The 15,110-nt window shown below is 59.0% G+C and carries 12 protein-coding genes; 8 read left to right on the forward strand and 4 right to left on the reverse strand.

The features are described from left to right. Positions 1 to 55: 55 nt before the first annotated feature. Positions 56 to 343 carry a DUF2782 domain-containing protein gene (locus J2W17_RS12890; RefSeq protein ID WP_064675246.1) on the reverse strand — a complete coding sequence of 96 codons (288 nt, stop codon included), beginning with the start codon at positions 341 to 343 and terminating at the stop codon, positions 56 to 58. 74 nt (positions 344 to 417) lie between these two features. Between J2W17_RS12890 and polA the strand changes: the two genes are divergently transcribed. Beyond that, entirely contained in the window at positions 418 to 3,186 is a 2,769-nt protein-coding gene (gene polA, locus J2W17_RS12895; protein WP_307334271.1) for a DNA polymerase I, read from the forward strand. A 415-nt stretch (positions 3,187 to 3,601) separates the two neighbouring features. Here the strand turns inward: polA and yihA are convergent, their stop codons facing one another. Further along, positions 3,602 to 4,243: a ribosome biogenesis GTP-binding protein YihA/YsxC gene (gene yihA, locus J2W17_RS12900; RefSeq protein ID WP_064680584.1), complete on the reverse strand. Its 642-nt coding sequence runs from the start codon at positions 4,241 to 4,243 to the stop codon at positions 3,602 to 3,604. Between the two features lie 191 nt (positions 4,244 to 4,434). Here yihA and J2W17_RS12905 point away from each other — a divergent pair, with 191 nt between their 5' ends. The 7 genes from J2W17_RS12905 to J2W17_RS12935 all read left to right on the forward strand — a co-directional run bounded on the left by J2W17_RS12905 (position 4,435) and on the right by J2W17_RS12935 (position 11,754). After that, a complete protein-coding gene (locus J2W17_RS12905; RefSeq protein WP_128874650.1) occupies positions 4,435 to 4,725 on the forward strand; it encodes a c-type cytochrome in 291 nt (96 codons plus the stop codon). 46 nt (positions 4,726 to 4,771) lie between these two features. After that, positions 4,772 to 5,383, forward strand: a complete 612-nt coding sequence (locus tag J2W17_RS12910; RefSeq protein ID WP_307334282.1) for a c-type cytochrome — start codon at positions 4,772 to 4,774, stop codon at positions 5,381 to 5,383. Positions 5,384 to 5,582: 199 nt separating this feature from the next. Then, a complete protein-coding gene (locus tag J2W17_RS12915) occupies positions 5,583 to 6,224 on the forward strand; it encodes a thiol:disulfide interchange protein DsbA/DsbL (protein WP_307334285.1) in 642 nt (213 codons plus the stop codon). 14 nt (positions 6,225 to 6,238) lie between these two features. Further along, positions 6,239 to 7,117: an endonuclease/exonuclease/phosphatase family protein gene (locus tag J2W17_RS12920; protein ID WP_307334288.1), complete on the forward strand. Its 879-nt coding sequence runs from the start codon at positions 6,239 to 6,241 to the stop codon at positions 7,115 to 7,117. Continuing rightward, positions 7,114 to 9,180: a diguanylate cyclase gene (locus tag J2W17_RS12925; protein WP_307334292.1), complete on the forward strand. Its 2,067-nt coding sequence runs from the start codon at positions 7,114 to 7,116 to the stop codon at positions 9,178 to 9,180. Before J2W17_RS12920 ends, J2W17_RS12925 begins: the two co-directional genes overlap by 4 nt. Before the next feature lie 102 nt (positions 9,181 to 9,282). After that, positions 9,283 to 10,065 carry an N-acetylmuramoyl-L-alanine amidase gene (locus J2W17_RS12930; RefSeq protein ID WP_307334295.1) on the forward strand — a complete coding sequence of 261 codons (783 nt, stop codon included), beginning with the start codon at positions 9,283 to 9,285 and terminating at the stop codon, positions 10,063 to 10,065. Positions 10,066 to 10,140: 75 nt separating this feature from the next. Beyond that, positions 10,141 to 11,754, forward strand: coding sequence for an EAL domain-containing protein (locus tag J2W17_RS12935; protein WP_307334299.1), 1,614 nt, complete (start codon positions 10,141 to 10,143; stop codon positions 11,752 to 11,754). Between the two features lie 7 nt (positions 11,755 to 11,761). Here J2W17_RS12935 and J2W17_RS12940 read toward each other — a convergent pair whose 3' ends face one another. Both J2W17_RS12940 and algB read right to left on the reverse strand, forming a co-directional pair. Beyond that, on the reverse strand, positions 11,762 to 13,552 hold the full coding sequence (locus J2W17_RS12940) for an ATP-binding protein (protein ID WP_307334301.1): 1,791 nt from the start codon (positions 13,550 to 13,552) through the stop codon (positions 11,762 to 11,764). Between the two features lie 10 nt (positions 13,553 to 13,562). Further along, entirely contained in the window at positions 13,563 to 14,909 is a 1,347-nt protein-coding gene (gene algB, locus J2W17_RS12945; RefSeq protein ID WP_307334305.1) for a sigma-54-dependent response regulator transcription factor AlgB, read from the reverse strand. Between the last annotated feature and the right edge of the window lie 201 nt (positions 14,910 to 15,110).

Consider the following 15,110-nt stretch of genomic DNA (forward strand, 5'->3'; position numbering starts at 1 on the left):
AACTGCCAGTACGGGCGCCGCGGTTGAGCCAGCGCCAATTAAAGTTAAGAACGGTTTACCACTCGAATATTTTCCAGGACGGAATCAACATATCCGGCTGATCCGATCGAATGAAATTTCCGTCCGAGCCATCGGCGCGCACCAGGAAATAGGGTTTACCGCCTTTCGGGGTCACCTTGATGGCATACAAAAAGCCATTTTGCCGATATTCCTGAATGGTTTTGTCGCCTTCAGTGCGGATTGTTACATCCGGGTCTGCCGAGGGCGCGTCGTCCGCCGCCATGACGGTCAATGGGGTGACTGCAAACAAGCCAGCCAACAGCAAGCGATTTAGTGTGCGCATGATAACCTTGTCCCTTTGTCGTCAACGGTCCCGCTATTCTAGCGCCGGACCCGCCGAAAAGGTTGATCCTGCTCATGAGCCAAGCCCCCCTCGTCCTGGTGGACGGTTCTTCTTACCTGTACCGCGCGTTTCACGCCCTGCCACCGCTCACCACATCCAAAGGCCTGCCGACCGGTGCGGTCAAAGGCGTGTTGAACATGCTCAAGAGTCTGCGCAAGCAGTACCCGGACAGCCCGTTTGCCGTGGTGTTCGACGCCAAGGGCGGGACTTTCCGCGACGAAATGTTCGCCGAATACAAGGCCAACCGTCCGAGCATGCCCGATGACATGCGCGTCCAGATCGAGCCATTGCACGCCAGCGTCAAGGCCCTGGGCTTCCCGTTGCTGTGCGTGGACAACGTCGAAGCGGACGACGTGATCGGCACCCTGGCCCGCAGCAGTGCAGCCGCCGACCGCCCGGTGGTGATCTCCACCGGCGACAAGGACATGGCGCAACTGGTCGACGGGCACATTACCTTGGTCAACACGATGACCGGTAGTGCGCTGGACGTGGAGGGCGTGAAGGAGAAATTTGGTGTCGCTCCCGAGCAGATCATCGATTACCTGGCATTAATGGGCGATTCGTCCGACAACATTCCGGGCGTTCCGGGCATCGGCCCGAAAACCGCTTCCGGCTTGCTGGTCGGTGTGAACGGCGGCCTGACCGAACTTTACGCGCAACTCGATATCGTGCCGACCTTGCCGATACGCGGAGCCAAAACCTTGCCGGCCAAGCTCGAAGAGCACAAGGAGATGGCGTTTCTCTCTTACCGGCTGGCGACGATCAAGATCGATGTGCCGCTGGATATCGGCCTGGACGACTTGCAAATGGGCAAGCCGGACCACGACAAACTCGCCGAGCTCTACACCCTGCTGGAATTCAAGAGTTGGTTCGAAGAGAACCAGCGCGACGCCAAGCGCTCGGGCCAGGACATTGTCGAGGTCGTCGATGAGCAGCCGGGAACCGTCGAGGCGAAATACGAAACCATCCTCGACCAAACGCGTTTCGAGATCTGGCTGGACAAACTCGCCAAGGCTCCGCTGATCGCTTTCGTCACCGAGACCAATGGCAGCGATGCCCAACACTCGCAACTGGTGGGCCTGTCGTTTTCCGTGGCGGCCAACGAAGCAGCCTACATTCCGCTGACCCATTCCTACATGGGCGTGCCGGAACAACTGGATCGCGACACCGTGCTGCTGGCGCTGAAACCGTTGCTGGAAAACCCGAATAAACTGAAAGTCGGCCAGCACGCCAAGTTCGAAACCAACATCCTGGCCAATTGCGCCATCGGTGGCGATCAAAGCAACGGGATAATTGTTCAAGGTATTGCCTTCGATACCATGCTTGAGTCCTACGTCCTGGACTCGACGGCCACCCGTCACGACATGGACAGCCTGGCGCTCAAGTACTTGGGCCAAAGCAAGACCGACATTCACGAGATCGCGGGCAAAGGTGTCAAGCAACTGTCCTTCGACCAGATCTCTCTTGAGCTGGCGGGCCCGTATGCCGCCGAAGACGCCGATGTCACCTTCCGTCTGCACCTGGCCTTGCAGGAAAAACTGGCCGCCACGCCAAGCCTGGGCAACGTGCTGAACGACATTGAAATGCCGCTGATGCCGGTACTGGCCCGTATCGAACGCCAGGGCGCGCTCGTGGACGCCAACCTGCTGGGCATCCAGAGTGTCGAGCTGGGCGAGAAACTGGTCGCCCTGGAGCGGGAGGCCTTTGCCATCGCCGGCGAAGAATTCAACCTGGGCTCGCCGAAACAGCTGGGCGTGATTCTTTATGAAAAGCTCGGTTTGCCTGTTCTCAGCAAAACCGCCAAGGGCCAGGCCTCGACGGCCGAAGCGGTGTTGGCCGAGCTGGCCGAACAGGACTACCCGCTGCCCAAGGTGTTGATGCAGTACCGCTCGCTGAGCAAACTCAAAAGCACCTACACCGACCGCTTGCCGGAGCAGATCAACACTCGTACCGGTCGCATCCATACGTCTTATCAGCAAGCCGTTGCCGCCACCGGACGCTTGTCGTCGATCGATCCGAACCTGCAGAACATTCCGATCCGCACCGCCGAAGGCCGGCGGATTCGTCAGGCATTCGTCGCGCCAAAGGGCTACAAACTGCTGGCCGCGGACTATTCGCAAATCGAACTGCGGATCATGGCTCACCTGGCCAAGGATGAAGGCTTGCTGTACGCCTTCCGCAACGACCTGGACGTGCACAAAGCCACGGCAGCGGAAGTCTTCGGGGTCGAACTGGAAGCGGTCACCACCGACCAGCGGCGTAGCGCCAAGGCGATCAACTTCGGTTTGATCTACGGCATGAGCGCCTTTGGCCTGGCCAAGCAGATCGGCGTCGATCGCAAGCAGTCCCAGGCTTATATCGACCGGTACTTCACCCGTTACCCCGGCGTGCTGGAGTACATGGAACGCACCCGCGCCCAGGCCGCCGAGCAAGGGTTTGTCGAAACCATCTTCGGTCGTCGCCTGTACCTGCCGGAAATCAACGCGAAAAACCCGGCTCTGCGCAAAGGTGCCGAGCGCACGGCAATCAACGCTCCGATGCAAGGCACCGCAGCGGACATCATCAAGAAAGCCATGGTCGCCGTGGATAACTGGCTGACCTCGTCAGGCCTCGACGCCAAAGTCATCCTGCAGGTACATGATGAATTGGTACTTGAAGTGCGCGAAGACCTGATTGACCAGGTGCGTGAGGAAATTCGCGTACACATGAGCGAAGCCGCGCAACTGGATGTGCCGCTGCTGGTCGAGGTGGGTGTGGGCAATAACTGGGATGAGGCGCACTAAAAGCGCCGTTCTGTAGCAGCGCGCTTGCTCCGGGCGGCGTTCCGACGATGGACTCAAGAGCGCCTTCTGTAGGAGCGAGCTTGCTCGCGATGGACTCAAGAACGCCGCGTTTAGCCAGTAAGCACGCGTTTTCGTTAACGACCATCGCGAGCAAGCTCGCTCCTACAGGGGGGACCATAGTCCGGAAAATGCGCGGGCTTATTTCCAATGGTTTTTTATCCTTTCAGGAACTAAACCCGTGAAACGCCACTCAGAGTTACTGAATGGCTGGTGAAGCCCTTCGATGCTCCTATGTTGTGTTAAGTGTTGGCAGATATCTGGACCCCGCCCTAGCGGTCCGGAGCTTGAACCCCGGAACTTCCCCCTCCCCATAGAAGTCCGGGGTTTTTTTTGCCCGCGATTTGACCTGTCGACTTTACTCGGCAACCTCGGCGCCCTTGTCCGCCAGTTCCATCCAGCCTGCCAACACAGTGTAGGCGTCTTCCAGGCCCATGCGTTTCGGTGCGGAAAACAGCTGGATCGTCACGGCATCGCCCCAGCCTTTGCGAATCTCCGCCTGGACCTTGAGCAACGTGTTTTTCGCCGCGCCGTAAGTCAGCTTGTCCGCTTTGGTCAGCAGAATGTGCATCGGCATGCCGGCGGCAACGGCCCAGTCGAGCATCAGCAGGTCGAAGTCGGTCATTGGATGACGGATATCCATCATCAGAATCAGACCTTTCAAACTTTCGCGGCCGCCCAGATAGGCTTCCAGGTGACGCTGCCAGTGCATCTTCAACGGGATCGGTACTTTTGCATAACCGTACCCCGGCAGGTCGACCAGACGGCGTTCATCGTCTAGCTTGAAGAAGTTCAACAGCTGCGTGCGTCCCGGGGTTTTCGAGGTTCGCGCCAGGCTGGCGTGCGTCAAAGTGTTCAGCGCGCTCGACTTGCCGGCGTTGGAACGCCCGGCGAAGGCCACTTCAAAGCCTTCGTCGTCGGGACATTGATCGACTTTGGCGGCGCTGAGCATGAAGGTGGACTGTTGGCACAGGCCGAGGATGGGGTTCTTGAATTGCATGGGATTTCCGATGTGGGCGGCGCCGGGAATGGACGCGGCAAGCGGTGTCGTTTCCGTTTCAGTGACGCCAGTATATAATGCCGCAGATTTTGTGTGCGCTTTGTCCCAGCGTAGGATGAAGTTCACGAGGGCGATTGACCTTGATTGCGCATTAGAACGCACAACGCTCTCAACCCTGAAAAGGTCGTTTTATGACGAAATGGCTGCTAGCTGCCGGTGTCTTGATGCCGCTTTACAGCGCTCAGGCTACACAGGATCCGGAAGCTGTGTACAACCGTGTTTGTGGTGCCTGTCATTCCGGCCAACTACCCATGGCGCCCAAGAAGGGCGATCAGGAAGCTTGGACGCCGAGGTTGGCGAAAGGTATGGAGACGCTGGTGCAACACGTGACCCAGGGTTTCAAGGCGATGCCGCCGCGTGGTTTGTGCATGGACTGCAGTGCCGAGGATTACCGAGCCATCATCCAGTGGATGAGCGAGTGATTCCGGTCCATAACTCTTCAACCCTTAGCCGTAGTTGGATTAGCTGATGAACAAATTGATCGTGAGTCTGCTGTTGACCGTGGGGATCTCCGGCGTAGCCCATGCTGCAGGTGATGCAACTGCTGGTCAGGCGAAAGCCGCAGTATGTGGCGCCTGTCATGGCCCGGATGGCAACAGCATGGCGCCTAACTTTCCGAAACTGGCGGGCCAGGGCGAACGTTATCTGAACAAGCAGTTGCACGACATCAAGTCCGGTAAGCGTGTCGTACTGGAAATGACCGGCCTGCTCACCAACCTGAGCGATCAGGACCTGGCCGATATCTCCGCCTACTTTGCCAGCCAGAAAGGCAGCGTTGGCGCCGCCGACCCGAAAGTCGTGTCTCGCGGTGAAGCCTTGTTCCGCGGCGGCGACCTGGCCAAGGGCCTGCCATCCTGCACCGGCTGTCACTCGCCAGACGGCAAGGGCAACGCAGCCGCCGGCTTCCCTCATCTGGGCGGTCAACATGCGCAGTATATTGCCAAGCAACTGACCGATTTCCGCAAGGAAGAAGGCGGCCGGGCCAACGATGGCGATACCAAACCGATGCAAACCATCGCCAAGAAGCTGAGCGACGAAGATATCGCGGCAGTCTCCAGCTACATCCAGGGCCTGCACTGAGACCGCCGAGGGGACGTTGCGAGGGATGCACATCTCTTGCAATGTTAACGCTCGATTAATCTGTCGATGCAAGTATAAAAAGGGTGGCCTTGGCCGCCCTTTTTTGTGGCCGCTGCCGTTACACTACAGAACTCAAGCCCGCCATGATCTGTCTGAAAACAGGTCGCGCGAGGTGACCCCATTTGTCCAGGAGTAAAGCATGCGTAATCTGATCATCAGCGCCGCATTCGTCGCTGCCAGCCTGTTCGGCATGACTGCCCAAGCCACTGAAGCCCCCGCCGCCCCCTATGTCGAACTGACCAATCCGGTTCCGGTCGCCGTGCCTGGCAAGATCGAAGTGGTGGAGCTGTTCTGGTATGGCTGCCCGCATTGCTACGCGTTTGAGCCGGTGATCAATCCCTGGGTTGAGAAATTGCCTTCCGACGTGAATTTCGTGCGCATTCCAGCCATGTTCGGTGGCCCGTGGAACGCACACGGCCAGCTGTTCCTGACCCTTGAAGCCATGGGCGTCGAAGAAAAGGTTCACGCTGCGGTGTTCAACGCCATTCAGAAAGAGCACAAGAAGCTGGTCGACAAGAATGAAATGGCAGACTTCCTGGCCACCCAGGGCGTAGACAAGGACAAGTTCCTCGCCACCTTCGACTCGTTCGCGATCAAAGGCCAGATCGTCAAGGCCACTGACCTGGCCAAGAAGTATGAAATCACCGGTGTTCCGACCATGATCGTCAACGGCAAGTACCGCTTCGACGTAGGCTCTGCCGGCGGCGCCGAGCAGGCATTGCAACTGGCAGACAAACTGATCGACAAAGAGCGAGCGGCTAACAAGGCTGCCGCCAACTAAGCGCGGGGCCTGCCATGCGCCGCTGGGGTACTGAACGCGCCGTTGGCCTGCATGATCCGCGGGTCAACGAGCATCATCTGGAATCGACGGGCCTGCCCGCAGACAGCCGCCTGCGCTTGCTCAGTTTCAATATCCAGGTCGGCATTAGTACCGAGCGGTACCGGCACTATCTGACTCGAGGCTGGCAACATCTGTTGCCGCACACCGGGCGGGCCGACAACTTGCAGAAAATCGGCAATCTGCTGGGTGACTTCGATCTGGTCGCCCTGCAGGAAGTCGATGGCGGCAGCCTGCGATCGGGCTACGTCAATCAGGTCGAACACCTGGCTCAGCTCGGTGCGTTCCCTTACTGGTATCAACAACTCAATCGCAACCTGGGTCGCCTTGGCCAGCACAGCAATGGTGTGCTCAGCCGCCTGCGTCCGTGGGCGATTGAAGATCATCCGCTGCCGGGCCCCAAGGGTCGCGGAGCGATTCTGGTGCGTTTCGGCGAGGGTCCGGAAGCGCTGGTGGTGGTCATGATGCACCTGGCGCTGGGGGCTCGCGCCCGCAGCATGCAACTGGCCTACATTCGCGAGTTGATCGGGAACTATAAGCACCAGGTGCTGATGGGCGACATGAACACCCATGCCAGTGACTTGCTGCAAAACTCACCGTTACGCGATCTGGGCCTGCTCGCACCACAGCTGGAAGCGACCTTCCCCAGCTGGCGCCCGCAACGCTGCCTGGACCATATTCTGCTGAGCCCGACCCTGACCCTGGAAAAGGTCGAGGTGCTGGCACACCCCATTTCCGATCACCTGCCGGTTGCGGTAGAAATTCGTCTGCCCGGTTCGCTCACGGCCGATGCATTGCCCGCGCTGAGTCCTGCCCATCGCGGACCCCATGAATGAGCGACGAAACACAGCGCTGGAAAGAGAAATACCTGAAAAGCGTCGAACACCAGGAAAAGCTCGAGCGCCGATGGGACGCCCGGCTCGACTTGTTGCGCCGTGGACTGGTGCGCAGCACCTTGGCGGCCGAAGGCACCGACCGCGCCGTTGACGAGTGCATGAAGGAAATGCGCGAAGTCATACGCACCAATGAGATGGATGCCGGCCTGGCCGCCCTGCTTCCACGGCTGGAAAAAGCCCTGCTCGACTCTGAGCAACGCCGCGAAACCCGGGTCAATCAGACCGGTGCCTCACTGGCCGCGCTGGTAGCGCAACTGCAAACATTGCCGCTGCCCCGGGAAGTCAGCCGCCCCCTCAAGGATTTCGCCAGACGGCTGGATGCACGGGTCAGTCAGGCGCGTGAGATTCCTTTGCTGCTCAGTGAGCTGAGCGGCCTGCAGGGCAAGGCCCTGAGTCAGCTTGAAAGCCCGGCAGAACCCGGTCGCCCTGGATTGCTGCAACGGTTGTTTGGCAGTCGTGAAGCAGATGAAATGGCGCCACAGATTGCCACCCTCGTCGCGCAGGTGCCCGCACTTGCGCCCCAGGCAACCGAATCCGTTACGTTGTCAGTAATTCCGCAAACAACTGTCGCGCGCCCGATCCATGGGTCCCAGGTATTGCTGTCTCCCGCACGCGCTGTCGCTCAGGCACCCGGTGCAATAGAAGAGTCAGCTGAAGCAACAACTTCTCCTTCAGCCCTGACGATCGTTCCTCCGGCTCTTGAGCCACTGCCCGCGCGTGAAATCCCGGCAGAAGCATCAGCTCAAGGGGACCATGAACAGCCCTTGGCGCCCAGTCCGTCCGCTTTCGCGCCGGCGGAGCATTCCTTACCGGCGACCCATTCGGGCGAACCGGCCACGACAGCAATTGCGCAAAGCCTGCCCTGCCCCGCAGTCACGACCCAAGCAATGATCGTCGTCAATCCGGAGCAAGCCGAGCAAGATAGCCTCTATGCACTCCCGGATTCGCCCGAGCCTTCCTACAGTTCGGTTGCCCAGCATATCGAGCACACGCTCCTGGGGTTGCTTGACGACCTGCCCCTTCCCGAGCGTCATCGCTCCCAAGCGGAAGCGATGCGTGATCGCCTTCGAAATGGTTTGAACTGGTACGAACTGCTGCCGATTCTCGATGATCTGGCCACGTTGATGCTGGCGATAAATGATAGCGGCCAGCACGAATTCGAAACTTATCTGCAGCAGCTCAACGAGCGCCTCGAGTTGTTCCAGCGCAACTTGCAAGCCGCCAGTGACGGCCATGCCGACAACCGCTCTGCCGCACGCGAAATGGATACGCAGATCCGCGACCAGGTCGACGGCTTACAGAGCAGCATGCAGGAAGCCGCCGATCTTGAGGGCCTCAAGCGTGCCCTGGAAAACCATCTTGAAGGTCTGCTAGGCACCATGGACCATCACCAGAAGCAGCGTGACGAGCGCGAACAGGAAGTAGCGGCGCGCCTGCAAAGTCTGGCCGAACGAGTGGCCCACATGGAACAGGAAGCCCTGGGCTACCGTGAACACCTCGAAGAGCAGCGTCAGAAAGCCCTGATCGACCCACTGACAGGCCTGCCCAACCGCGCAGCCTGGAGCGAACGGCTCGACCTTGAAATCAGCCAGTGGCAGCAACACGGCAATTCCTTGTCGTTGGCAATGCTTGATCTCGATCATTTCAAGCGCATCAACGACAACTATGGTCACCTGGCGGGCGACAAGGTACTGAAAATCATCGCTGGGGTGCTGCGCAAGCGCCTTCGCGAGACAGATTTCATCGCCCGTTTCGGCGGGGAGGAGTTTGTACTGCTGATGCCCGCTACAGGAGCGGTGGCCAGCGCGAAACTGCTGGAAAAACTACGAGCTTTCATCGAGGCCTGCCCTTTTCATTTCAAGGGTGAGCCAGTGACCATTACCCTTTCCATCGGCTTGACCGCGTTCAAAGCGGGCGAGCATAGCGATCTGGTGCTGAAAAGAGCCGATCAAGCGCTATACAGGGCAAAACACGCCGGTCGGAACCAGGTGCAAATCGGTTAGGCTCAATTGTTCCATTTTGTTTAAATCACTACGCCGTCCGTCTTCGCGCAAAACAGTACGTTACACTGTTGCATAATTGTCCTTTGCGTACTGCCTCCCGTGATGAAATTTTTTGCCCTTATTATGTCGCTGGGCCTTTTAGCCGGTTGCGCCAGCGGCCCCCGGTACGACACCAGTCATGTCTCGGTCAACCACGACAGCCGCATTCAATTTGTCGTGCTGCATTACACCTCCGCATCGCAGGAGCGCTCGCTACAGCTGCTGACCCACGGCGAAGTCAGCAGCCATTACCTGATCGGTGACGACAAAAAGGCCACCATCTACAAGCTGATGGATGAAAAAATGCGGGCATGGCATGCCGGCGAGAGCGAGTGGCAAGGCCGAACCTGGTTGAACTCCAGCTCCCTTGGCATCGAAATCGTCAATCCCGGCTTCAAGGACACTCCAAACGGCGAGCGTCTCTGGTATCCCTATAGCGAAGCCCAGATCCAGTCCCTGATCGTGTTGCTCAAGGACATCAGCGGGCGTTACGCCATCAGCCCGCGCAACATCATCGGCCATAGCGACATCGCACCGTTGCGCAAGCTCGATCCGGGACCGCTGTTCCCCTGGAAACGCCTGGCATCCGAAGGTTTGGGAGTCTGGCCGAACGAGCAGGCCGTGGCGCGCCAGCAAGCGCAATTCACCGTCCAGTTGCCGAGCATCGGTTGGTATCAGGCGCAATTGGCCCGCCTGGGTTACTCCACGCCGCAGACTGGCGAACTGGATGTGGCGACGCGCCATGTGATTGCAGCCTTCCAGATGCATTTCCGACCGACCCGCTTCGATGGCACCCCGGATGCGCAAACCGCGGCACTTCTACACGTTTTGAATCAGACAAAATAATGACGCCCGCCCGACGGTAAGGGCTTTTTCTCAATCAGCAGCTATAACTCATTGGTAATTCTTCGGATGTACCCAATGCCTGCTGCTCGAGACACATTACGTAGATGGTTCTATCGCCCCTGGTTTTTGGCGATGCTTGCTGCTGCCTTGAGCGCAACCCTGCTGATGACAGGCAGTCTGTTCGTGGCCATGCATCAGGTGGAGCAGAGCGAAAGCGAGGAGATGAACGCTCAGGGCGAACGCTTCCTGGCCCGACTGGAGCAGCTTTTCGGCCAATTGCGTGAAAGCCTCGACGACCTCGAAGCACAACCGCTACGGGGCTGCGATGACGAAATGATCGCGACCTTGCAGCAAGTCAGCTTCAATTACCGTTTCGTTTACGAAGCGGCTTACCGGGACGAATCGCGGATCTGCTCCAACCGTCCTCGCCAGGAAGGACTCTCGCTGCTACGGCCGCCGGATATCAAGGGCCCCACCTATAGCTATTGGCTGAACACTACTACCGAGCCCGATGAAAACCGTGCCGCGCTAATGCTCGGGCGGGGCAATTTCCGCGTCGCGACCTCTCGCGGGCATTTGACCGACATGGTGGACCTATCACCTGGAAGCAGCTTGCTGGTGGTACTCGACCACGGCACGCGGGCAATACCGGTGCTGGGTGTGTCGCAGGCCTGGCCCCCCACCGAACCCTGGCCGCCGAAAAGTCCCGATGCGCTGCAAGTCACGCACACCCGCTTGATTTACCGCATGCCCACCAACAATCCGGAATACCAGCTTGTCCTGATTACCCCGCGTACCGGCATGCATGTGCCTGCGGTCTGGTGGTGGCTGTTGCCGGCCAGTCTGGCGTTGGGTATCTGCGTGGGTTTTCTGGTGTTTCTGCTGGTCAAGCAGCGACAGTCGATGGACGCCGAACTGACTGGCGCCATTCGGCGAGGCGAGTTGCAGGTCTTGTATCAACCGATTTTCGACCTCGACAGCCGTAATTGTGTCGGGGCAGAAGCCTTGCTCCGCTGGCGCAGACCGGATGGCACCCTGACCAGCCCCGACCTGTTCATTCCGATGGCCGAAAACACCGGTCAGATCCGCCAGATGACCGACTTCGTCCTGCAACGCCTGCTTGAGCAGCTCGGTCATTTGTTGCGGGCCAATCCGCAGTTGTACATCTCGGTCAACCTCGCAGCCTGCGACGTCATGGTGCCGCGTATCGGCCAGGTGATGGCGCGCCTGCTTCCGCTACATCGGGTCGCGGCCAAGCAGATCGCCTTCGAGGTCACCGAGCGGGGATTGATCGACGTGGTGGTGGCCCGGGAAAACCTGCAGGCCTTGCGCGATGTCGGGCATCAGGTGCTGATCGACGATTTCGGCACAGGCTATTGCAGCCTCGCCTACCTGCAAACCCTGCCGGTGGATTGCCTGAAGATCGACAAGGCGTTCATCGACGCTCTGGGTCATGATGCCGCAAGCAGCGGCGTGGCACCGCACATCATCCACATGGCCCAGGCCCTGCATCTGAAAGTGATTGCCGAGGGCATCGAACATGAAGCGCAAGCGGCGTTTCTGAGCAGCGAGGGAGTGAAATACGGTCAGGGCTGGCTGTTCGCCCATGCGTTGAGTGCAGTGCAGTTCATCGAACTGATTACCCGTGGCCGGCGGTTAGCGGGCAGACGCCTGGATGACGAAGCGTAAAAGCCACTTACACCGACAGTGCCATATAGAACTGAGTGCCCTGCCCCGGCCGCGAATAGACGCCCATTCGTCCGCCGTGCAGTTGCACGATCTCCTTGCACAGCGCCAGGCCGAGCCCGGCGCCGCCCTTTTTACGACCGACCTGGACAAAGGGCTCGAAGATCCGCCCCTGCTGGCCATAGGCAATGCCTTCGCCGTTGTCTTCAACGCTGATGATCACCCGCTCCCCATGCCGCCTGGCCTGCAAACGTATCTGCCCCTCGGTGCCGGTATGGCGCAAGGCGTTGTCGATAAGGTTATCCAGTACCCGGTCCAGCTGAGGCTGATCGGCCTGTAGCCAGGGCAATGGCCCCAACACTTCCACCGACAGGCTGATGCCCTTCTCTACTGCCACGCCGGCATAACGTTCCCTGGCCTGTTCCAGCAAGTTATCGATGGAACACGGCGCCAGCGTGAGTTTCTGCAATCCGTTCTGATAGCGAGAGAAATTCAGCAGGTCATTGATCAACTGCATCAAGCGCTGCATCTCTTCATTCACAGTGTCCAGCAAATCGGCTTCGCGGGAGTCCCGGGGGAAATGCGCGCGCTCGCGGAACAGGCCGAACGCCATATGCATACCGGTGACCGGTGTGCGTAATTCATGGGAAGCGCGCAACACGAACTCGCTGCGCACCCGTTCAAATGCACGCTGCTCGGTGACGTCATGCAACACCATCACGGCGCCGAGAATATGACCCTGAGTGTGGCTGACAGGCGTCAGGCTATAGGTCAACAATCGCGACTCACCGTCGACCTCGATGCTCAAGTCTTCCGGCGCCCGCTCCAGGGTTCCGCCACGCAACACCAGTTGCAGCTGCCCATCAAGCTCGGGGCGCTCCAGCGCGGTGCCCAGCCCCTGGCCGAGCCGATCGATGTCCCATCCCAATTGACGCTGCGCCACGGGGTTGAGGTGTTCCAGATGGCCTTCGCGGTCGATCATCAACAAGCCGTCGTCGATGCTGTCGAGTACCGCCTGCAAACGCTGCTGACCGGCGAGCAGTTCGTCGACATTGGTCGCTTGATGCTCGCGCAAGGCTTCGGCCATGATCCCGAAGCGTTTGGTCAGCTGGTTCATTTCCTCTGCCGAAGAAATAGGCAGGGTCACTTCGAAATTACCTTGGCCGATGTTATCGGCCGCCTGGACCAAGGCCTCGATCGGTGCTCCGAAGCGCCGGGCAATGGCGTGTGCGGTCACGAAACCGATGATCAGCACCGCCAGTCCCACCAGCCCGAGCAGGCCAGCCACCAGCAGCGCTCGCTCCCGAGCCTGGCGCTCGATGGCATTGATGTTATCCAGTGCACGCTTGTGTTCGGCGATCAAGCCATTGCGCAGCGCATTGAATTTATCTGAGAGTTCACCGCTGCCACTCAAAACGCGCGACGTCTCAGGCGACTTGTCGTACGCCTCCAAGAAGCTCTGGTAGTCAGCCTTGGCCTGGGCAAAGCCGTACTGAACATCATTGCCGGAATCGGACAAAGCGATGCCTTCATCAAGCAACCGATAATAATGCTGCCTGGACTGCTCGAATGCAGCAGGATCTGGCCGCTCGCTGAGCATGATGATCAACTGGTCACCAAGGCTCTGGCGCAATTTCAACCCCAGGTCGAGGGTGACGAAGTTGTTTCGGATCAGCGCTTCCTGAGTAGCCGCCATCTGCATCACGCTGATCAGCCCGAGCAAGAGCCCGAGCAACGCTACGGTGATCAGTGCGGAAATGCTCAGGAACAGCCGAGTACGCAGCTTCATCGCCAGTTTCATCGGCCGAGGCTCACAAATTGTACTGCTTGCGTTTGCGGTACAGCGTCGAGGCATCGATACCCAACGTCTTGGCAGCCTGGTCCAGGGTGTCGGCAGTGGCAAGAACAGCGCCGATATGCGCTTTTTCCAACTCATCCAGACTCAACGCGGCACCGATGCGGGGCGCGTTGGTCAGCGGAGTTTCGGCCATGCCCAGGTGGCTGATCTCTACCCGCTCTTGCGGACAGATAATGCTAGCCCGCTCCACGACGTTGCGCAGCTCGCGGATGTTGCCCGGCCAGCGGTAGCTGAGCAGTGCTTCACGAGCCGCGTCGCTGAAACCCCGCGCCGGACGTGCGTATTCCTTGACGAAGCGAGCCAGAAAACGATCGGCCAGGTTCAGGATGTCTTCCCTGCGTTCCCGTAAAGGTGGCAGGTGCAAGGTGATTACGTTGAGGCGATAGAGAAGGTCTTCACGGAAACGGCCATCGCGCACCATGTCCTCCAGATTGAGGTTGGTGGCCGCGAGAATTCGCACATCGGCTCGGCGGGTGACCGGGTCGCCGACTCGCTCGTATTCCTTGTCCTGGATAAAACGCAGCAATTTTGGTTGCAACGTTAGGGGAAAATCGCCGATCTCGTCAAGAAACAGCGTACCGCCATCGGCCTGATTGACACGCCCCAAGGTACTTTCGCTGGCGCCGGTAAAGGCACCACGGCTGTGACCGAAGAGCTCGCTTTCCATGAGTTCGGCAGTCAGGGAGGGGCAGTTGATCGTGACGCAGGATTTCTTTGCGCGCTTGCTCCACCCATGAATGGCCTGGGACAGCTCGCCTTTACCTGTACCGGATTCGCCAAGAATCAAAATGTTGGCATCGGTGCTGGCGACCTGGCGGGCAGTTTCGAGCACCACTTTCATCGCCGGGCTGTGGGAGTCCAGACCATCCTTGGGTTTGCGCACTTCACCTTCCAGGGCTTCCAGACGAGCCGACAGCTGTCGCACTTCCAGTTGCTTGGCGGTGGCCAGGCGCAGTTGGTCGGGACTGCAAGGTTTGACCAGGTAATCGGCGGCACCGGCCTGGATCGCGTCTACCGCAGTGTCCACCGCCGAGTGCGCGGTAACGATGACCACACGCATCCACGGCGCTTGAATGCGCATTTGCGCCAAGACATCGAGTCCATTGTCTTCCCCCAGTCGTAAATCGAGGAAGCACAAGTCGAAGACCTGACGTTGCAACAAGGCATCGGCCTGTGCAGCGCTGTTGGCGGTCGCCACGCTGTAGCCTTCATCTTCGAGGCAATAGCGAAATGTACGCAGGATGGCGGATTCATCGTCCACCAGCAGAATGCGGCCTTGGTGCTCAGTGGCTGATTCCATTTTCCTACGCTCCTTAATGAATGATCTTTAATTAGTCCCGGAAAAATCGGGCAAGTTGCATGGTTGATTCTGGTCGATTCCGACTACAACAGGGTAGCTCTCTCCTTACCCTACGGCTAATCGCCTGATTTTGTTGTTTTTTTATCAGATAGCCGGTCTACAGGCGGACCACTGGTCATTTTTCTGACAGCCATGCCCTTC

The sequence above is a fragment of the Pseudomonas lini genome, from assembly GCF_030812475.1.
Taxonomy (GTDB): Bacteria; Pseudomonadota; Gammaproteobacteria; order Pseudomonadales; family Pseudomonadaceae; genus Aquipseudomonas; species Aquipseudomonas lini_A.